Source organism: Streptomyces sp. C36 (assembly GCF_040932295.1).
Classification (GTDB): domain Bacteria; phylum Actinomycetota; class Actinomycetes; order Streptomycetales; family Streptomycetaceae; genus Streptomyces; species Streptomyces triculaminicus.
Window position 1 is genome coordinate 178,963 of sequence record NZ_JBFQGI010000007.1, and the last position, 18,921, is coordinate 197,883.

Below are 18,921 nucleotides of genomic sequence, written 5' to 3' on the forward strand. Positions count from 1 at the left end.
CTGTGTCACGCCCTCCGTGGGTCAGCGCAGCCGCAGGGCCTTCAGTACCCGCATCCCGCCGGTGATCACGCGCGCGTACTGCTCGTCGTCCAGCCCGAAGGCCGGGCCCATCGGCATGATCCGCTGCTGGGCGACCGTCTGGGCCTCGGTGTACTTCAGGATGCCCTCGGCGCCGTGCCGGCGCCCCAGCCCCGAGGCGCCCATGCCGCCCATCGGCGCTCCGACGCTGCCGTAGGCGGCCGCGTACGCCTCGTTGACGTTGACCGTGCCGGCACGCACGCGTGCGGCGACCGCGCGGCCGCGCCGGCCGTCCCGCGTCCATACGCTCGCGTTGAGGCCGTACGGCGAGGAGTTGGCCAGGCGTACCGCCTCGTCCTCGTCCTCGAAGCGGTAGACGGAGACGACCGGGCCGAAGGTCTCCTCCGTGCACACCGCCATCGGCGGCTGGACGCCGTCCAGGATGGTCGGCTCGTAGAAGAGCGGGCCGACGTCCGGCCGCGGCCTGCCGCCGGCGACGACCGTGGCGCCCTTGGCGACGGCCTCCTCCACGTGCCGGGTCACGGTGTCCAGCTGCTGCTGGGACACCAGCGATCCCATGTCGGCGCCGTAGGCGAGGCCCGTGCCCAGGCGCAGCGCCCTGGTGCGGTCGGCGAAGCGCCGCAGGAACTCGTCGGCTATGGAGGAGTGCACGTACAGCCGCTCTATGGCCATGCACAGCTGGCCGGCGGACGAGAAGCAGCCGCGGACGGCGCCGGCCGCCGCCTTGTCGAGGTCGGCGTCGCGCAGCACCAGCATGGCGTTCTTGCCGCCGAGTTCGAGCGTGGCGCCGACGAGCCGGGCCGCCGCGGCCTGGGCGACCTCGCGGCCGGTGCGCGTGGAGCCGGTGAAGGAGACGTAGTCGGCGTGCGCGACGACCGCCGGGCCGACGACGGGGCCCTCGCCGAGCACGACTTGCCAGACGGCCTCGGGGAGTCCGGCCTCGATGAGGAGTTCACGGGCCCACAGGGCGGTCAGGGCCGTCTTGGTGTCGGGCTTCATGACGATGGCGTTGCCCGCGACGAAGGCGGGCAGGGCGTCGCCGACCGACAGCTCGAAGGGGTAGTTCCAGGGCGAGATGTGGCCGACCACGCCCTTGGGCAGGCGCAGTTCGGTGGCCTTGGTGAGGACCGGAAGGACGCCCGTATGGGCCTTCGGGCGCAGGTACGACGCCGCCGCGAGACCGTAGTGCCGGGCGACGACGGCGACCGCCTGGACCTCCTCGTGGGCGTGCAGCCGGGCCTTGCCGGTCTCCAGCTGGATCAGGTCCAGGATCTCCGGCTGGCGGGCGAGTACGAGGTCGTGGAAGCGCAGCAGGACGGCCGCCCGCCGCCGTACGGGTTCCGCGGCCCAGGCCCGCTGCGCCCGCCGTGCCCGCTCGAAGGCCGTGGCGACGTCCTCGGGGCCCGACTCCGGCAGATCAGCCAGCTTGCGCCCGGTGAAGGGCGTGTGGTTGGCCGTGCTGCCGCCGGAGCTCACCACCGCGCGCGTGAGGCGAGCGACGAGCTCAGGGGTGACGACATCGGCGGCGGTGCGGGTACCCGTCGGGGCTGCTGGATTACGGGGCTTGCCATCGGCGACTGTTCCAGTGTCCTGCGTGTCCGTCATGCGGGTGAGCGTATGACGGGTGGGACGCTTTGGGTACCCGCCGGTAACCTCAAATGGGTCACTGCTCCTGGATTTTGAGGTATTTCAGGACGTTGTCGAAGAGCTTGTCGCCGTCCTTGCGGCCCTGGCCGGCGGCGGGCATCCGAAGGCTCAGAATCCAGGCCGCGGTACCGGCCTTGTTGACGATGACACGCTCGCGGTAGGCCCGCTTGGGGTCCTTCTCGTCGTCTCCCGACCTGCGGTAGACGGTGACGGTCTCGGCCGCCTCCATGCCCTGGAAGGAGGGGACCTCGGACGTCTTCGACGAGGGGTCGTTGATCCCGGACACCTTGCCGTCCTTGTAGGACTTGGCCAGCTTCCCGGCCTCCTCCTCCGCCGAGCCGATCTCCACGCGCTCGGAGGAGTACTTGTTCCTGGGCTCCTCGGTCCTACGGGTGAGGGCGATGTTGAATACCCCGCTGGGGTCGCGGAACGCGACCCAGCCCTCGTCCGCGTTCACCTCCTTGGTGAAGTCCTCGGGGACCGCGAGCGACGCCTTGACGATCTCGGGCTCGTCCCGGACCTTCCAGTGCAGCGGAACGGCCGGCCCGACCGCGAAGGGGTTCACGACGAGCAGCGCCGCCGCGACGGCCACGGCCACCACGCCGCCCCCGAGCCCCCACTGGGCCTTGCGGTTGCCGTGCAGCACGGGCGGCGCCCACTTGCTGCCGGCGGGCCGCGCGCCCCCGGCCGTGAACGACGACGGCCGCGGGGCCTGCGGGTGGGCCACGTCCTCCAGCGCCTGCCGCACCTCGGCGGCCGTCGGGCGGGCGGCGGGGTCCTTGCGCAGCAGCTGCATGACGATCTCGGAGAACGCCCCCGTGCCGCGCGCCGGAACCTGGGGATCCGACGAGAGGATGGCCTGCATCGTGGCCTGTGTGTTGGAGCGGCGGAAGGGCGACATGCCCTCGGCGGCCGCGTAGAGCACCACGCCCAGCGACCACAGGTCGGACGCCGGGCCGGGCCGCTGGCCCAGCACCCGCTCCGGAGCGACGTATTCGGGCGAGCCGACGAACGCGCCCGTCTCCGTCAGCCCCTGCTCGCCCTCGATCTGCGCGATGCCGAAGTCGGTGAGGACGACGCGCTCGTCGCGCCCGAGCAGGACGTTGTCGGGCTTCACGTCGCGGTGCAGCACCCCCGCCTGGTGGGCGGCGGACAGCGCGCCCAGTACGGCCAGCCCGACGCGGGCCGCCTCACGCGGGTCCAGGGTGCCCTCGGCGAGCCGGTCGGCGAGCGAGTTCCCCCGCACCAGTTCCATGACGATCCACGGACGGCCGTCCTCCACGACCACGTCGTGGACGGTGACGACGGAAGGGTGGTCGATCCGGGCGGCGGCGCGCGCCTCGCGCTGCATGCGCAGGTGGACGTTCTGGCGCATGCTCTCGGGCACGCCGTCCGGGACGCGCGACTCCTTGACGGCGACGTCACGGTCGACGACCTCGTCGCGGGCCTTCCAGACCGTGCCCATGCCGCCGTGGCCGAGGCGGGATATGAGGCGGTAACGGCCGCCCACGACCCGGCCGGTGCCGGGTTCGGGGGCGGCGGTGTTCGCCTGGGTGGGGGCATGAGGGGTGCCCGCGGGTGCCGGCGGCTGGAGTTCGTAACTGGTGGGCCCGCTCGCCCATCCCCCGTCGTTCGTCATGGCCCCATCATTACCAAGCGCCCCACCGCGGCCGCACATCGAAAGCCGGTGGTCAGGGGGACGAGACCGGCCTCGTCCTGACAAAGGTGGACAGCGCGGTGTCGAAATGGCGGCGCCCCTCCGCCGCGCTGTCCGCCGGGGAGGACACCCACAGGTCGTACATCTTCTCGCCCTCGTCCCACGCGAGGTCGTAGGTGTGCCGCGCTCCGGCCGGGGCCTTGGTCGCGCCCTCGTCGAAGCCGTCCCAGCTGAACTCCCAGGAGGCGGCCCGGTGTCCCTTGTGCACCGTGCGCTCCACCTTGCCGTCGCGGTAGCCGGGATAGCGGTCCGGGGCGAGGGCCGCGGAGCTGCGCATCACGCCGATCGGGCCGCCCTCCTGCACGTCCTGGATCAGCACGCCGATGCGGAACTCCTTTCCGGGCGAGTAGTAGAAGACGCGTGGCGGCTCGAAGGAGCGGGTGAAGCCGTCGGGGACGGCGAGTGCGAAGCCCGCCGGGTCCTGGACGGCGTGATAGCCGGAGGGTGCGGTGACGGACGCGCTGACCGGCGCGTCGGGCACGTTCGGCGGCTCCGGCGGCCCGGCGACGACGGACCGGCCGGGTTTGGTGTCGGTCCCGGCGCCGGGACCGGCGCCGCGGTCGATCAGCAGCGCGGCGAGACCCGCGCCCATACCGGCCAGCGCCACCAGCGTGACCGCCGCCAGCAGGGCCGTACGCGCCCGCAGGCCGGCCGGGGCGACGCCGGCGGGCCCCGGGGGGCCGGGGGCGGCCGGCAGGTCCGTACGCGTGGGGGTGCGGCGCTCCAGGACGGCGGGGAGGCGGCCGGTGTCCAGGTACGCCCGCAGCAGCCGCTCCGCCTCGTCGGCGCTCATCCGGTGGGCCGGGTCGCGTTCCAGGAGCCCCTGGACGACCGGCAGCAGCGGCCCGGCCGCCTCGGGCGGGCGGATCTCGTCGTAGACGACGGCGTGCAGGATGCCGCCCAGCGAGTCGCGGTGGAAGGGCGACTCCCCGCTGAGGGCCGTGCACAGCAGCACCCCCAGTGACCACAGGTCGGACTGCGGCCCCGCGGGCCCGCCCGACATCCGTTCCGGCGCGGTGTACTCCGGCGAGCCGACGAACGCGCCCGCCTCCGTGATCGTCGTCGCCCCCGACACCTGGGCGATGCCGAAGTCGGTGAGCACGACCCGGCCCGTCGCGGCCTCCATCAGGACGTTCGGCGGCTTGATGTCCCGGTGCAGCACCCCGCGCGCGTGCGCCGCGCCCAGCGCGCCCAGCATCGCCACGCCGATCCGGGCGGCCTCGCGCGGGGTGACCGGGCCCTCGGCCGAGAGCAGGCCCGACAGCGACCGGCCCTCGATCAGCTCCATGACGATCCAGGGCCGCCCGTCCTGCTCGACGATGTCGTGCATGACGATCACGTTCGGATGCTTGATCAACGCCACGGCGCGGGCCTCGCGCAGCATGCGGTCGTACTGGACTCTGACGGCCTCGGCGGACTGCTGATCGTCCACATGCAGCTCTTTGACCGCCACCTCGCGGGCCAGCAGCTCGTCGGTGGCACGCCATACGGTGCCCATCCCGCCGCGCCCGATCTTCCGGACGAGCCGATACCGCCCGGCGATGAGACCGCCGTGTGCAGCGAAGGTGCCCATGAGCACATATTGCCCCACGGCGCCGGGCCGAGCCGTGGTCGTGCCGACGGCTTCACCCTGCACGCGCAAGAGCACCGGAACATTTCATGTACAGTTGTTCCCGCAACGCCGACCGGATGGCCGAAAACCACCGGGGGCCGAGCGCTCGTAGCTTAACGGATAGAGCACTTGACTACGGATCAAGAGGTTGCAGGTTCGAATCCTGCCGAGCGCACGTCCTGAGAAGGGGAGCCGGATCGATCCGGCTCCCCTTCTTCGTGTCCTGATGCGGGACACCACATGTAGGACACCATCCGACCTGATCGCCCTCTACGGTCGCCCCATGAGCACCGCCCCCCGCATCGGCGACGAACAGCGCCGCGCCCGCCTCGGCACCCGCCACCTCCTGGCTCCCGACCGCCGTGCCGCCTCCGTCGAGGCCGTGGCCGACGCCCTGGTCGCCCTGCACGCCACCGACGCGGCGACCGTCTACCTGTCCGCCTGCGCCCGCCTGGCCGAGCCGTCGCCCGGCGCGGTGGACCGGGCGCTGTACGAGCACGTCACGCTGGTGAAGCTGCTGTCCATGCGGCGCACGCTCTTCGCGGTGACCACCGAGGTCGCCCCCTGCGTCGGCTCCTCCACCGCCCGCGAGATCGCCCGGCGGGAAAGGGCGGCGCTGCTGAAGTCCCTGCGCGAGAACGCCGAGGGCGGCGCGCCCTGGGACGAGCACCGGCTGGCCGCCACCGAACGCGCGGCGCTCGAGGCGCTGGCCGCGCGCGGCGAGGCGACGACGGCCGAGCTGGGCCGGGACGTCCCCGCGCTCAAGGAGACGCTCCTGATGTCGCCCGGCAAGCCGTACGAGTCCCGGCAGAGCGTCGGCAGCCGGGTGCTGCGCATGCTGGCCTCGGACGGGCATGTGCGGCGCAGCCGGCCGCGCGGCTCGTGGACCAGCAGCCTCTACGCGTGGGCGCCGTCGCCGGCGCTGCCGGAGATGCCGGTGCGCGAGGCGCGGGCGGAGCTCGTCCGGCGCTGGCTGGCGGCCTACGGGCCCGCCACGGAGGCCGACCTGAAGTGGTGGACGGGCTGGACGCTGCGGGACACGCGGACGGCCCTGGCGGACGTGGGCGCGGTGGACGTGCGGCTCGGGTCGGGCGCGGGCCTCGCGCTGCCCGGCGACCTCGAGGACGACGCCCCCGCCGGGGACTGGGCCGCGCTGCTTCCGGGGCTCGACCCCACGGCCATGGGGTGGCGGGAGCGGGACTGGTACCTGGACCCGGGGCACGTCCCGTTCCTCTTCGACCGTGCGGGCAACGTCGGGCCCACGGTGTGGTGGAACGGCCGAGTCGTCGGCGGGTGGGCCCAGCGGGCGAACGGCGAGATCGTCTGGCGGCTCCTGGAGGACGCCGGACGGGAGGCGGGGGCGGCGATCGCGGCGGAAGCCGAACGGCTGTCCTCGTGGATCGGCGAAACGCGCGTCACACCGCGATTCCGCACCCCGCTGGAGCGCGAGCTGGTCCGTTAGGCCGGCCGCGAACCGCGCCCCGGGACCGCCTGGGCGCTCCGCCCCGTCAGCGCGTGACCTGCCACGACACCTGGCCCTGCAGCCGCTTGGACAGCTGCGGGTCGAGGACGGCGTCCGTACGGTCGACCCCTCCCGCGGTCAGGGTGTGCGGGCGGCCGTCGGCGAGGACGCCGAGCGTGCGGGGGACGACCGAGGTGCGGCCCCGGACCGCGCGGGCCTCGCGGCCGTCGACGTACCAGCGGACCTCGGTGGTGGCCACCGGGAGCCGGACGGCGACGCGCTGCCCGCGGCCGGCCGTGGGGCCGTCCGAGCCGGCCGCCTTGGTGAGCACGCTCGCGTGCCGGTAGAAGCCCGCGATCATCGCCTCGCGGCCCGGGAGGTTGAACTCGCGGCCCAGCGATCTCATGATCGAGTCCTCGGTGGGCCGGTAGAGGCCCCGGGGGTAGTAGCCGCCGCCCTCGTACGTGCCGACGGTGCCGCCGTCGGGGGAGGTCCGGCCGATCCAGCGGTACCACTTCGCGCGTTCGCCGGTCATGCGGCCGGAGTCGAACGTGCTGGTGTTGACGTCGGCGGGCTCGGGTCCGGTGTAGGTGCCGTACTCGTCGTACTGGTACTCGTCGGCGAGCTTGCCCAGGGAGTGGCCGGTCTCGTGGACGGCGACCTGGTCGGACTTCTCGTGGTCGGAGGAGGCGGTGGCCACGCCGTCGTAGCCCACCTGGGAGACGACGTCGTTGTAGCCGGCGCCGCCGTACTTGGTGGAGTTGGACAGCACCACGACCAGGTCGGCGGCCGGCGCCTTGGCGGCGTACGACTCGACTCTGGCGGTGTCGACGCACAGCAGGCGCTCGACGCCGTCGCAGAAGAAGCCGGAGCGGAGCGCGGTGTCCTTGGTGACGCCCTGGGCCGGGTCGCCCGAGACGCCGGAGTCGTGCGAGACGGCGTCGACGGCCCAGACGTTTAACAACCCGCCTTTGTATACGTCATCGCTTCGCGAGCTTGCGCTGAACTACAGAGCCCTTCCTCAGCTGAGTCTCGGGCTTCTCCGGGAACGGGTCCGGCTCCCACATCGGGGCCCACTGAAGGTTCCCGTCGCGATCCATGGTCACGCGTCGCAGCAGTTGCGCGATGACGGTCCGACGTCCGGCGTTGGTCATCTCCTCCCATCCGTCGGCGAGGTCCAACACGATGGGCAGGAAGTCGACGGGGTCGCCGATAATCGCAGGCTCCGGCAACTGGTCGAGCGCGTGCTGCGCTTCGTCACGCAGCTTCTTGAGCCGCTGCATGGTGGCCTTGTGGACGTCGTCCGGGGCCGGCTCGTCGGCGAGTGCCTGTTTCATGTGGGCCCTCTCCATGGCAGCGGTGTACTTCGAGACGTCAGCTTCCAGCTGCTTCCGTCGCTGCGCGGTGTCGTCGACCTCCTCGGGCAGCTCCGGAATCGGCATGCGTAGGGCAAGCTTCTGGATCTCGTCGCCAACCTTCAAGACCCACTTATGCCCCTGCTTCTCCAGGTCTTCCAGATGAATGCGCCCCCCGATGCATGCCGTGATGTCGTCGAGCCTGGTCTGACACCAGTAGATGAATCGATCCTTCTTGGTTCCGTCCTTCCTCCTCCTGCCCGTGTTCTGCGCTTGGGTCCGCCCATGGCAGTGCACGCACCAGGTGAAGCCCGTGAAGAGGTAACCCGAGTCGGCGCGCTTCGGCACCGTGTTCTCCAACTGCCGTGCGCGGAGCTCCTGATACGCCTCCCACTTCTCAGGGGCGATCAGCGCTTCGTGGGCGCCGGGGATGTGCTCCATGTGTGATCTGTCTTTGCACTCGCCGCGGTCCGGGCAGTGGACCTCGCGACGGTGGACGTAGAGCAGGCCGGCGGCGAAGCCCGAGTCCATGTACCCGGTGACGGCTGTGCGCGTCCACGGGGTTCCAATGCCGGTGGTGTAGCCGGCGAGGTTCCACGTGCGCATAATCTGGGCGTACGACACCTCGCCGGCGGTGTAGCCGTCGTAAGCCCAGTTCACCGCGTCGGTGGGTTCTTGCCCGGTGGGCTCGTATCGCTCCTCCTGGACTGTCCATCCACCTCGCCCGTTGGGGATCTTCCGGGGGTACCAGTCGTAGCCGAAGCGCGCCCTGCCTACTGCTGGCAGTCCGCTTGCGCGGCGGTGGTCGTGGGTTTCGACCCACTGCTCGGCGGCTCGATCGCTTTCGTAGGCGTTGAACTCCATGATGATGCTGCGCTGGAGTCGGCCGGTGGCCGTGCTGGCATCGATGTCTTCGGTTGCTGACAGGAGTTGTCCGCCGGCGTGCTCGATGCGCTGCAGGTTGATGGCCTGGCCGTATCTGGATCGTCCGAAGCGGGAGAACTTCCATACGGCGATGACGCCGACTTCGCCCGATTCAATGCAGGCAACCGCATCCATGATGCGCCGTTTGAAGTTCCTGCCGGTCTTGTCGAGGTCCTCGACCCAGTCGACTATGTAGTGCCCGGTGCGCGCTGCCCATTGAAGGATGGCCTTGCGCTGCAGGTCTGGGCTGATCATTTCTTCGCGCGCCAGGCTGACGCGTATGTACCCGAGAGCGGGCTTGAGCCCGCTCGGGATTGGCTTCTGTATGCCGCGTATGGGCATGGCTGTGCTGACCAACTCGCTTACCTCACTGGTAGACGAAGGATTTGTTGGTTAGGCACATCCGGGGTCGTCGGTCTTGACGACCCTCGGGTGCGGTTTGATGCGCTGCGGCTCTTGGTCGGCGGCGCGCTGACTCTTCCACTGCTGAAGGTCGAGCACGACGGCAGGTTGCGCGTCCTCTTCCGGGACGTGTTTGGCGTTGGCGTGCTCCAGCCCAAGGGCGTATGCCTTGATCAGCTCGGCCTCGCGGTCAAGCTCCCATGCGGCCTTTGCCTTGGTCAACTCTTCCTCGCGCCACTGCATTTGCCGCAGCGCTGCCATGTATTCGAGCCGGGACTCGTGCAGGGTGTTGCGCTCCCGCTCAAGCTTGCTGGTGCTGGCTTGGTGGTCGGTGCGGGCCCGTTCGAGCGTGTGCTCAGTGCGGCCGACAGCATCCCTGATGCGCTCTTCCATCCAGCCCCGGAGGGCGAACAGGCAGATCAGGCCGACGGACAGGAGCACGAGGATCACGCCGAACGCGATTTCCGCGTCGTTCGTGTAGCTGTCTCCACGAACGACGAGCGTGGCACCGACGATGGCACCTGTAACGCTTGAGACGGCGGCGAGCTTGTGGTGATCCTTCCACCCTGCGAAGCACATGATTTCCCCCTGACTATTGAGCTTCTGCATTTCTCCCTTCTGCGGTATGGGCGGTGTGCGACTCGACCTCTTGTAGCGTGCGCACGACGCCCCGCAGGACCTCGACGTTTGCCTCGGAGCGGATCCCTAGCTTTTCGGCGATGTCGTCGACCGTGACGGGCGGTCGGGGCTTTGTTGGGGCCCCGGTCAGCCCTTCTGCGGTCACGACTCCTGACCTCACCAATAGCTCGGTTACTGGGACTCCGAGGGCTCTTGCGAGTCCCTCAAGTTGTGTCGGGTGCGGTAGCGAGGTTCCGCTCAGAACTCGGCTGATCGCTGCGGGGCTCATCCCCGAGTCAACCGCTAGCTTGGCCTTTGCTCCGCTGCGCTGGTCATCCACGGCATAGCCGGCCCGTCTAGCTTCGGCTTTGACGTATGACCCGAAGGCGCTCGCGAGATCGGCGTTCTCGTCGGTAGGCATGGCTGCGACCCTACCTTCCGGGAACGGAAGTTACTAATGCTTCCGACCGAGGAAGATAGACAACCCGCCCATCGCGGACACACCACCCTCGTTTTGGCTCGATAGACCCCCCGAGTCGAACGTTAGACCGATACGGACCCTACACCGCAGCGTCACGCACCGCTCACAACTTCCTTGCGCGAAAGATCGTTCCCGGTTAGGTTCTTCCTACCTCGATCGATCGCTCGTTCGAGAAAGGAAGAAGGAGGTGGGTATGTCCTTGATCCGACTAAACGCTCCGGTGCTGCTGGCGGTTGCCCGTGCCGCGGGTGACCTGCGCCCTGTTGACATCTCACGCACTACCGGCGTACCGCAGAGCACCCTCTCGGCGCTGCTTTCCGGCCACCGAGCGCCGGCCGCCGCGACGCTCTTCGCGCTCGGCGACCGCTACAACCTGACCCATGAGCAGCTGCTGACTACGGCGGCGGCATGAACGACATCGAGCGCGCAACGCGCCGTCGAGCGGCCGTTTCCGCGGCTGCTGCCGCACTTGTCCGCGACGCCGCAGTGTGCGCCCGCATGACGCCCCGCGAACAGGCCGAGGCGGCATATCGCCCCTGGATCGGCCCGTCCGTGGACGAGCTCGAACAACGCATCAGGGCGCGACGCGCCCGCCACGGCGAGCGGCGCCTAGCTGCCTGAACGCTTCCGAACCATCCAACCGATTGGAGCCGTTGTGACTGCCGCACAGGCGCCCCGCATGGCTACCCCCACGGGCGCGGTCGTCGCCCCCGCCGGCCTCGACCGCGAGCAGTGGCTCGCCGTCCGCCGCACGGGAATTGGCGGCTCCGAGATCGCCGCGGTACTGGGCATGAGCAAGTACGCGTCACCGTACGAGGTCTACCTCGACAAGCGGGGCGAGCTCCCGCTCGACCGCCCGCAGCCGGCAGAGCTCGCCGAGGCCGCGTTCTGGGGACACCAGCACGAGCCGACCATCGCCGCAGTCTTCGCGGAACGAACCGGCCTCGGTGTCGTCGACGGCCCGGGAACGCTCGCCCATGTCGAGCGCCGGTGGATGCTCGCCAACCTCGACCGACACGTGCTCGAACCCGGGGAGTCGACCCCGTCCAGCCTGCTGGAGATCAAGACCCGCTCCGCCTACCAGCTCGACGAGTGGCTGCATGGCGTGCCTGACGGCCCGGCGCTCCAAACGCACTGGTACCTCGCCGTCACCGGCTACCGGAACGCGCACGTCGCCGCCCTGCTCGGCGGGAACCGGCTGATCGTGCATCGTGTCGAGCGCGACGAGCAGCTCGTCGAGCACCTCGTCGAGATCGTCGGCCGCTTCTGGCAGGGGGTACGCGACGGCACCCCGCCGGCGGTCGACGGGTCCGAGGCAACCGAGCGCCTGCTCGGCCACCTCTACGACGTCCAGGCCGACGCCGTGACCGTTGCCGACCCGGCCGAGGTCCTGCCGCTGCTGGAGCGGCGACGCGAGCTGAAAACGCGCGAGGCCCGGACCGCCGACGAGCTGCGCGAGGTCGACAACCGGCTGAAGGCCGCGGCCGGCGAGGCCGAGGTCGTCACGGTGCAGGGCTCGGTCGCCTACACGTACCGGCAAAACGGCCCGCTCTCGCAGAAGCGATTCGCCGCCGCGCACCCCACCCTCGCGCAGCAGTACACGCGCCGCGTCGACGCGCTCGACACGAAGCGCCTCGCCGCCGAACACCCCGACGAGTTCCGGGCCCACCGCGCCCGACGCCTTGTCGTCCCGAACCACCAGGAGAGCGCCGCATGAGCACCAACCTTGCCGAGCGTGTCGCCCAGCGCGCCACCACCCGTACGCCCGCCGTCCAGCCCGCCCACCGCCCGGCCAGCCTCGTTCAGTTCGTCGAGACGATGCGCCCGCAGATCGAGCGCGCCCTGCCTGCCCACATGGGCGGCGCCGATCGGATAGCCCGGATCGCTCTTACCGAGCTGCGGCGCGTCGAGCACCTCGCCGAGTGCACGCAGGAGTCGTTCGCCGGCGCCCTGATGACCTGCTCGGCTCTCGGGCTCGAACCCGGCGGAGTGTCGGGCGAGGCGTACCTGCTGCCGTTCTGGAACAAGAAGGTCCGGGCGTACGAGGTACAGCTCGTCATCGGCTATCAGGGCATGATCAAGCTCTTTTGGCAGCACCCGCTCGCCGCCGGCCTCGATGCGCATGTCGTGCACGAGGGTGACGAGTTCGAGTACGAGTACGGCCTCGAACCGAAGCTGCGGCACCGGCCCGGCCGCGGCTCCCGAGGGCAGGCCGCCCATTACTACGCCGTCGCGCGGCTGACGAACGGCGGCTCGGCGTTCGTCGTGCTCAGCGTCGAGGACGTCGAGGCGATCCGGAAGCGCAGCAAGGCCCGCGACTTCGGGCCCTGGCAGTCCGACTACGACGCGATGGCGTGTAAGACCGCCATCCGGCGGTTGTTCAAGCTGCTTCCGAAGTCGGCCGAGCTCGCGCGTGCCGTGGCGCACGACGAGACCGTGCGGCGTGACGCCTCGCCCGAGGGTCTCGACGTGCCCGGCGAGTACATCGAGGGCGAGATCGTCGAGCAGCAGGCCGCCCAGGGTGGCGAGCAGGCCACGGTCGAGGACGTGCCCGAGCAGTTCACCGGCTGGCCCGAGGCTGCCGAGCCGGCTGCCGCGTAGTGATCGACCGGCCGGCCGTCGACTACCGATGCCGGCACTGGGACGGGCAGGGGCGCCGCTACTGCGGTGCCCCCGGCGCCCGCCGCTACTTGCCCGGCTACCGGTGCCCCCTCCACACCCCCGCGGCCCTCGCCGGCCGCCCCGAGGCCCCATCCCGCACCCGTACGTAAGGAGCGTCCACCCCGTGGCGTGGTTCAAGATCGACGACGGCAGCCACATGCACCCGAAGGTGATCGCTGCCGGGAACGCCGCGTTGGGGTTGTGGCTGCGCTGCGGGGCCTACTCGGCGCAGCACCTCACCGAGGGACACGTGCCGGGCATCGTCGCCCGGCAGTACGGCACCGCTCCGCAGGCCCGCAAGCTCGTTGCCGTCGGTCTGTGGCACGAGCAGGGCCACGACTGCCCGCGGTGCCCGCAGCCGACCGCCGGCGACTTCATCGTGCACGACTTCTTCGAGGGCGGCCGGAACTCCACCCGTGCGCAGGTCGAGGCCAACCGGGCCGCCGCCGCGGAGCGCAAGGCCAAGAGCCGAACGCGCGCGAATCAGGGTCGAATCGGCGACGAATCGGCCGCGGATCGCGAGCGAAACGAGCGCGGATCGTCCACGAACCCGCCTCGAAACGCACCCCAGTTTCAGGAAGAAATCGCAGGTCAAGAGGGGGTGTCACAGCGTGACACCGTCGAGGGCGTCACAGGCCCCCAAGCCAGCACCAAGCCAAGCCCTTCTACTTCCTACGGAAGTAGAAGGGAACAAGCGAGCCCCGATGACGGGCCGCGGATCGCGGAGCCCGTACGCCCCCTCGTCGAGGCCATGACCGCCGCCGGTATGGCCGTCTCATGGGAGCTCGCCCCCGCCGAATGGGTCCTGCTGCAAGCGCTAATCGAGCGCTGCGGCGTGCAGATCCTCGTCGACCACGCCGGCGGCGCATGGCAGGCCGCACGCACCCGCCCCCGCTCCGCCAGGTACTTCCTCGCCGGCTGGCGCTCCCTCCCCTCCATGCCCACCCACATGCCCACCTCGACCGGCCCCGGGGCGACCGTCGTCGCCCTTCGCACCGCTCGGCCCTCCACCACCGATCAGCGCGTGCGCGACGGCCTCGACCTCGCCGCCCGACTCCGCGAACAGGAGACAGCCACATGACACCCGCCGACGCCGCCGAGCTCCTCGCCCTGTGCGCCGCCTACGATCGCCGCACCATCGGCGAGGCCGACGCCCACGCATGGGCCCGCGCCCTGCGCGACATCCCCCTCGACCACGACACCCGCACCGCCGTCGCCGAGCACTACGCCCGAACCGATCAGTGGATCACCCCGGCACGCGTCCGAGAGGTACGTGCACGCATCCGCGAGACCCGGATCGGCGCAACCCACCCGGTCTACGACGGCAACCCCGAAGAGACCGGAGCCGAGTTCGTCGAACGCCGACGCGCACAGATCACCGCCGCCGCCGACGGCACCCTGCCCACCCGCACCATCACCCACGCCATAGGCGCCGGCCCCCGCCGCGACGTCCTCGCCCTGGCCGCCAGCATCGGCCATGCCGTCGACGAACCCGAGCGCCCGTACATGCCGGCCGCCATCGTCGAGCAGCTCGCCGAGCAGGGGTTCGGCGCCCGACGCCGTGCCTTCCCCGAGCTCGACGTCGCGTGCCCGCTCCACACCTGCCGCGCCCGCAAGGGCTCGCGCTGCAAGGCCCCGAGCGGGCGCGAGCTGCGCGAGCACACCCACGACCTACGGCAGCGCGCCTACACAGAGCACGTCTCCCACGTGATGTGTCAACCGCCCGCCCCACGCACCACACGCGCCCGCCACACCTCCGGAGGCCGCCGATGATCCCGCCCGCCGCCCGCGCAGCCATCGCCGCCCACCTCACGGACGAACTCGATGTGCACCCGCACCTCGCAACCCTCATCGTCGCCAGCCTCGCCGACCGCCTCGCCGCCGAGGGATGGCACATCAACAGCACCCCGCCCGCGCGACCGGTCGCGCCTCGCGCGCGGGAGGAGGGCCGGACCCATGGGGGTCTCGCCCGTCGCCTGCTCCCCCGCCGTACCCGCACGAACGGAGACCCCTCATGAGCCGCCGCACCCGAGCAGCCGACCGCGAGCTCGGCCGCATCCGCCGCCGTGAGTCCCTCGCCGTCCTGCTCGCCCGCGCCGACCGGCTGCTGCCCGCCGAGGCCGACCTGCTGCGCGTCCTGGTCGAGACCGAGCTCGCCGCCGCCGACCGGGCACGGCGCACCGCCGGCGGACAGACAGCCGCCGCCGACCGGCTGCGCGCCAGGGTCGCGGCGGCCGACGCTGCGATCGTCGAGACCGAGGCCGACCGCGACCGGGCGCAGCAGGAGCTCGACGCGTTGCACGAGCGGCACCAGGGCATGGAGGCGGCGTACGTCGAGCACCTCGCCACCGCGGCCGTGCTCGCCGACGCGCTCAGGGACTCACTTGCCGGCGACGACTGGCACCTCGCAGAAACGATCCGCTGCGTGTGCACCGGCGAGATCACCCCGCGGCAGGCACTCGCCGCGACCGCACACTGAACCACCCGAGGGGGACCACTCATGACCAGCGCCACCATCGCGCGCCGCGAGACCGTCGAGGCGCTGCGCACCATCCGTGAACTGTGGGGCGAGCTGCTGCTCGCGATCGAGACGCCGCCGGCGGACGTCTGGCCCCCGCGACAGCTCGCGCACACCATGCGCGACGACGACGCCCTGCTCGTCGAGACCCGGGCGCCCCTGGTGCTGCGCGAGCACCCCGCCCCGCTCAACCTGCGCGCCCTCGACACCGGCCGCGGCATCGAGGGCCGACTGTTCGATCTCGCCGACCTGCTCGCCGCCCAGGCGCAGCAGCACGCCCCCCTCGGCGACCCCCGCCGGTGGATGTACCGCAGCGACACCTCGCCAGGCAGCAGGGCCTACGGGCTGCACTGGGCGTGCACGTGGATCGAGGGGCGCGTGCTCGACGAGGACACCACCTCCGAGCGCGACCTCGACGGCACCCTCGCCGAGGCGCCGTTCACTCCCCTGCCCGAGGCCCTGCTGTATGAGGCGCACCTCGCCGCCCGTCGGTGCGAGGGCCGGCTGCTGGCCGAGCTCGGCCTCGACCAGCGCGAGACCCCGGTGCCCGACCGGCCGTGCCCCTGGTGCGCCGGCCTGCTCGTCCTGCACACCAGGCCCGAGCGGGGGCCGGCTGTGACCTGCTCGACCGGGCCGGCCTGCTCCGCGCCCGTGGCGCTGGACGGTCGGGGGCGGCGTGTGTGGGAGTGGGGCGACCTGCTCGACCTCGTCGCCGCGCTCGGCACTGGGGGGCCGGTAGCCGAGGCGCCGATCGCCGCCTAGGCCCAACCCCCATGTCCTGCGGGGCAGTTGGTGGCCGGAGTCACACCCGCCGACATGAACTAGGTTCACGCAATCACTTGTGAACCTAGTTCATCTCCGCCTATGGTGATCACGCACCGCCGGTCTCCACCCGGCACCCAACTAGCAACGGGAGCAACCCCCATGGAGCAGACGACCTTTACCGAACGCGCTGGCGTCGCGTACGCCACTGTCGGTCGCGGCAAGCGAATCCACTACTCGCCGCGCACCGACGACACCCTGTGCGGCCGCGCGCTCACCACATACCGTGACGCCGAGGAAGTCGTCGCCCTGCTCGACACGGGGCACGAGCTCTGCACCCCCTGCCACCGAGCCGCCGAGCAGCGCGCCGAGGCCCGCCGCCTCGCCGCCGAGTCGCCCCTCGCCGCCGCGGCTGTAGAACTCGCCGACACCGTCGAGGCCACCGACGCCGAGCGCGCCGAGCAGGCCAATGTCATACGAGTCTCCATCCGCGCCCACCGCGCACCGGGCGGCGGTCGAATGCGCCTCCTGGCCTACGTCCACACCAACTGTGGATGCAGCCTCGCCTCGACCCTCGTCGGCGCGTTCGACAACCTCGCCGAGGCTGAGGCGCTCGCGGCCGGTGCGACCCCCGAGCGCTTCCGGCACTGCACGAAGTCCACCCCCATCCGCGAGCAGGCACCCGCCGTCGAGGCCGAGGCCCCCGCCGCCGAGCACCAGGAGCAGCCCGCGCGGGACGAGCCCTCCGACACGTGGACGATCACGAACCGCGCCGGTGTCGAGATTGCGCGGGTCGAGGGAGCTACGGCCGAGGACATGACCCGAGCGGCCGAGGCCCTGCCGAAGGTGCGCGCCATGATCCGGCGCGAGGGTGGGTTCACCCGTCGCCGTCTGTGGGTGTCCGAGCTGACGCCCGCGGACGTCGAACAGGCCCCGACCGCGGCCGGGGCCGAGCAGCAGCCGGTCGCCGAGGTCGAGCGGCGCGTCGTCGAGGGCGTCGTCGTTGAGCACGCCGGGACCACCGAAGGAAGCTGGCCCCGCCACGCCACGCACCCCGACGTCATCGCCGCCCGCGCCGCCCTCGACGGCCTCGCCGTAGCGACCGTGACCGAGCACCACGACGTCACCGACCCGACCGAGGACGAGCAGAGCGTGCGCGGGTACCTGGTCGACCCCCGCAAGCACGGCCGCGTCGCTGTGTACTGGCTCGAACAGGGCCGCATCGTGCGTCGCGAGGACCCGTGGCGCGGGCCGAGCCTTGACTGTCTCGCCGACCGCTTGGGCCGTCGCGGGTGGGTCGTCGAGAAGTTGACGCGCTCCTCGCAGTGCGTGTTCGCTCACGTGCCGGCCGAGGGCGCAACACCTGCCCCGCAGGAGACGGCCGCCGCCGTCGAGTCGGCCCCGGCCGGGCCAGTCCCCGGCGCACTGGTCGACCCGTGGACGTGGATTCGGCGCCCGGCCAGCAGCTACGACACGCGACGCACGGCGCCGACCGCAGTCGAGCCGACCGCGCCCGCGTGCCTGCACCACATCGCCGTTCGCCCGGAAGTGTCCGGCGACCCGATCACCACGTGCGCCCGCAAGCAGCCCACCCAAGAGGCCGGCGTGTTCAGCGACGAGGGATGCGTCGAGGCGTACGACTGCGCCGTGCAGGCCGCCAACCGCGCCGCCGAACTGAACGCCGAGGACGACAGCGACGACCCGCTGTATGGGTGGGACCTGATGTGCCCCGATCACCGCGAGCAGCACGTCGACACGTGCGAGGAGTGCACCGCCGAGGAGCCCGAGGGCGAGGTCGAGGAGACTCCGGAGGCGGGTGGTACGTGGCGTAGCGGCTGGATGGCGGCCGAGCAGCAGGTGATGGAGGAGGCATTGTTCGATCTCGGCGACGGGGTCGAGCAGGGGCTGCTCTTCCAGTAGCACCCGACGAGCATGAACTAGGTTCACGCGCTCCCTTGTGAACCTAGTTCATGTCGGCGTATGCTGATCTCGTTCTCGCCGGTCTCCACCCGGCACCCACCGAGCACGGGAGCAACCCCCATGCAGATCACCAAGTACGCCGTCATGAGCGCCGGTACCCCCCACTTCGGCGCCCGCGGCATCGACGGCGCACCGGTCATGCTGTGCGGCACCGGCGCGGCGAACCTCTGGCGCACCGCGAGCGAGGCCCGCATGTGCCAGCAGTGCGAGCGCGCGCACGCCGTGCTCGTGGCCGGTCCGGTCGAGCGCGAGCTGCGCCTCGCCGCGGGCGCCAAGGGCGGCCTGGGGCACCTGCTAATTCCGGGCGAGTCCCGCGGCTACTGCGGCAAGGGGCTCGGCGAGCAGGTCGCGACCGGCAAGCGGGTGTGCAAGAACTGCACTCGCGCCGCCGAGGGCCTCGACGCCTTTTCGGCCGCGGTTCCCGGCCTGATCGCGAAGCGCCTCGCGGCGCTCGGCGAGCAGCTCGACGCCGAGGCGCCGGACGTCCCCAACATGTTCGGTACGGCCGAGCCCGCCGCCATGGCCGAGCAGCTCGGCGCGCTCGGCAACCTGCTCGACACCCTGCTCGCCGCCGACGAGCAGCCGGTCGTCGAGGACACCGCGGGCACGTGGCGCGATGAGTGGATCATTGAGGGGCAGCAGACGCTCGCCGGCCTCGCCGACGAGCAGGGCGCCCTCTTCGCCTGATCGCCAACCGCCCGCCTCGGAGCCGACCGGGGCGGGCCTTCTTCACCCAAGGGAGT

Annotated in this window: 19 protein-coding genes and 1 tRNA gene; 13 read left to right on the plus strand and 7 right to left on the minus strand. The window is 71.3% G+C overall.

Annotation, left to right across the window (positions count from 1 at the left end):
* Positions 1–21: 21 nt before the first annotated feature.
* The 3 genes from AB4K12_RS22080 to AB4K12_RS22090 are packed head-to-tail and all read right to left on the minus strand — an operon-like array spanning position 22 to position 4,976.
* Positions 22–1,644: a succinic semialdehyde dehydrogenase gene (locus tag AB4K12_RS22080; protein ID WP_368435838.1), complete on the minus strand. Its 1,623-nt coding sequence runs from the start codon at positions 1,642–1,644 to the stop codon at positions 22–24.
* Between the two features lie 58 nt (positions 1,645–1,702).
* The gene (locus AB4K12_RS22085; RefSeq protein WP_368435839.1) at positions 1,703–3,325 is read right to left on the minus strand and encodes a serine/threonine-protein kinase; all 1,623 of its coding nucleotides are present in this window, start codon (positions 3,323–3,325) and stop codon (positions 1,703–1,705) included.
* A gap of 52 nt (positions 3,326–3,377) precedes the next feature.
* Positions 3,378–4,976 carry a serine/threonine-protein kinase gene (locus AB4K12_RS22090; RefSeq protein WP_368435840.1) on the minus strand — a complete coding sequence of 533 codons (1,599 nt, stop codon included), beginning with the start codon at positions 4,974–4,976 and terminating at the stop codon, positions 3,378–3,380.
* A 141-nt stretch (positions 4,977–5,117) separates the two neighbouring features.
* On the opposite strand from AB4K12_RS22090, the gene AB4K12_RS22095 reads away from it, so the two are divergent.
* Positions 5,118–5,190 (plus strand) — tRNA-Arg (locus AB4K12_RS22095).
* 108 nt (positions 5,191–5,298) lie between these two features.
* Positions 5,299–6,477, plus strand: coding sequence for a winged helix DNA-binding domain-containing protein (locus AB4K12_RS22100; RefSeq protein WP_368435841.1), 1,179 nt, complete (start codon positions 5,299–5,301; stop codon positions 6,475–6,477).
* Between the two features lie 46 nt (positions 6,478–6,523).
* Here the strand turns inward: AB4K12_RS22100 and AB4K12_RS22105 are convergent, their stop codons facing one another.
* Genes AB4K12_RS22105 through AB4K12_RS22120 form a run of 4 tightly spaced genes read right to left on the minus strand, consistent with a single transcriptional unit; the run spans position 6,524 to position 10,197 of the window.
* Positions 6,524–7,441, minus strand: coding sequence for a M64 family metallopeptidase (locus AB4K12_RS22105; protein WP_368435842.1), 918 nt, complete (start codon positions 7,439–7,441; stop codon positions 6,524–6,526).
* Positions 7,442–7,457: 16 nt separating this feature from the next.
* The gene (locus AB4K12_RS22110) at positions 7,458–9,113 is read right to left on the minus strand and encodes a recombinase family protein (protein WP_368435843.1); all 1,656 of its coding nucleotides are present in this window, start codon (positions 9,111–9,113) and stop codon (positions 7,458–7,460) included.
* Positions 9,114–9,149: 36 nt separating this feature from the next.
* Positions 9,150–9,767 carry a hypothetical protein gene (locus AB4K12_RS22115; RefSeq protein ID WP_368435844.1) on the minus strand — a complete coding sequence of 206 codons (618 nt, stop codon included), beginning with the start codon at positions 9,765–9,767 and terminating at the stop codon, positions 9,150–9,152.
* A complete protein-coding gene (locus tag AB4K12_RS22120) occupies positions 9,751–10,197 on the minus strand; it encodes a helix-turn-helix domain-containing protein (RefSeq protein WP_368435845.1) in 447 nt (148 codons plus the stop codon). The genes AB4K12_RS22115 and AB4K12_RS22120 overlap by 17 nt, the downstream gene beginning before the upstream one ends.
* Positions 10,198–10,450: 253 nt before the next feature.
* Between AB4K12_RS22120 and AB4K12_RS22125 the strand changes: the two genes are divergently transcribed.
* The 11 genes from AB4K12_RS22125 to AB4K12_RS22175 all read left to right on the plus strand — a co-directional run bounded on the left by AB4K12_RS22125 (position 10,451) and on the right by AB4K12_RS22175 (position 18,865).
* Positions 10,451–10,669 carry a helix-turn-helix domain-containing protein gene (locus tag AB4K12_RS22125; RefSeq protein WP_368435846.1) on the plus strand — a complete coding sequence of 73 codons (219 nt, stop codon included), beginning with the start codon at positions 10,451–10,453 and terminating at the stop codon, positions 10,667–10,669.
* Positions 10,666–10,878, plus strand: a complete 213-nt coding sequence (locus AB4K12_RS22130) for a hypothetical protein (protein ID WP_368435847.1) — start codon at positions 10,666–10,668, stop codon at positions 10,876–10,878. Before AB4K12_RS22125 ends, AB4K12_RS22130 begins: the two co-directional genes overlap by 4 nt.
* Before the next feature lie 58 nt (positions 10,879–10,936).
* Positions 10,937–11,974, plus strand: a complete 1,038-nt coding sequence (locus AB4K12_RS22135; protein ID WP_368435848.1) for a YqaJ viral recombinase family protein — start codon at positions 10,937–10,939, stop codon at positions 11,972–11,974.
* On the plus strand, positions 11,971–12,858 hold the full coding sequence (gene recT, locus AB4K12_RS22140) for a recombination protein RecT (protein WP_368435849.1): 888 nt from the start codon (positions 11,971–11,973) through the stop codon (positions 12,856–12,858). The genes AB4K12_RS22135 and recT overlap by 4 nt, the downstream gene beginning before the upstream one ends.
* 184 nt (positions 12,859–13,042) lie before the next feature.
* A complete protein-coding gene (locus AB4K12_RS22145; RefSeq protein ID WP_368435850.1) occupies positions 13,043–13,999 on the plus strand; it encodes a mucin-2 in 957 nt (318 codons plus the stop codon).
* The gene (locus AB4K12_RS22150) at positions 13,996–14,691 is read left to right on the plus strand and encodes a hypothetical protein (protein WP_368435851.1); all 696 of its coding nucleotides are present in this window, start codon (positions 13,996–13,998) and stop codon (positions 14,689–14,691) included. The genes AB4K12_RS22145 and AB4K12_RS22150 overlap by 4 nt, the downstream gene beginning before the upstream one ends.
* Positions 14,688–14,936, plus strand: coding sequence for a hypothetical protein (locus AB4K12_RS22155; protein ID WP_368435852.1), 249 nt, complete (start codon positions 14,688–14,690; stop codon positions 14,934–14,936). The genes AB4K12_RS22150 and AB4K12_RS22155 overlap by 4 nt, the downstream gene beginning before the upstream one ends.
* On the plus strand, positions 14,933–15,397 hold the full coding sequence (locus AB4K12_RS22160) for a hypothetical protein (RefSeq protein WP_368435853.1): 465 nt from the start codon (positions 14,933–14,935) through the stop codon (positions 15,395–15,397). Before AB4K12_RS22155 ends, AB4K12_RS22160 begins: the two co-directional genes overlap by 4 nt.
* A 21-nt stretch (positions 15,398–15,418) precedes the next feature.
* Positions 15,419–16,198 carry a hypothetical protein gene (locus AB4K12_RS22165; RefSeq protein ID WP_368435854.1) on the plus strand — a complete coding sequence of 260 codons (780 nt, stop codon included), beginning with the start codon at positions 15,419–15,421 and terminating at the stop codon, positions 16,196–16,198.
* Between the two features lie 162 nt (positions 16,199–16,360).
* Complete coding sequence (locus AB4K12_RS22170; protein ID WP_368435855.1) at positions 16,361–18,118, plus strand: hypothetical protein; 1,758 nt, start codon at positions 16,361–16,363, stop codon at positions 18,116–18,118.
* Between the two features lie 120 nt (positions 18,119–18,238).
* Complete coding sequence (locus AB4K12_RS22175; RefSeq protein WP_368435856.1) at positions 18,239–18,865, plus strand: hypothetical protein; 627 nt, start codon at positions 18,239–18,241, stop codon at positions 18,863–18,865.
* Positions 18,866–18,921: the final 56 nt, after the last annotated feature.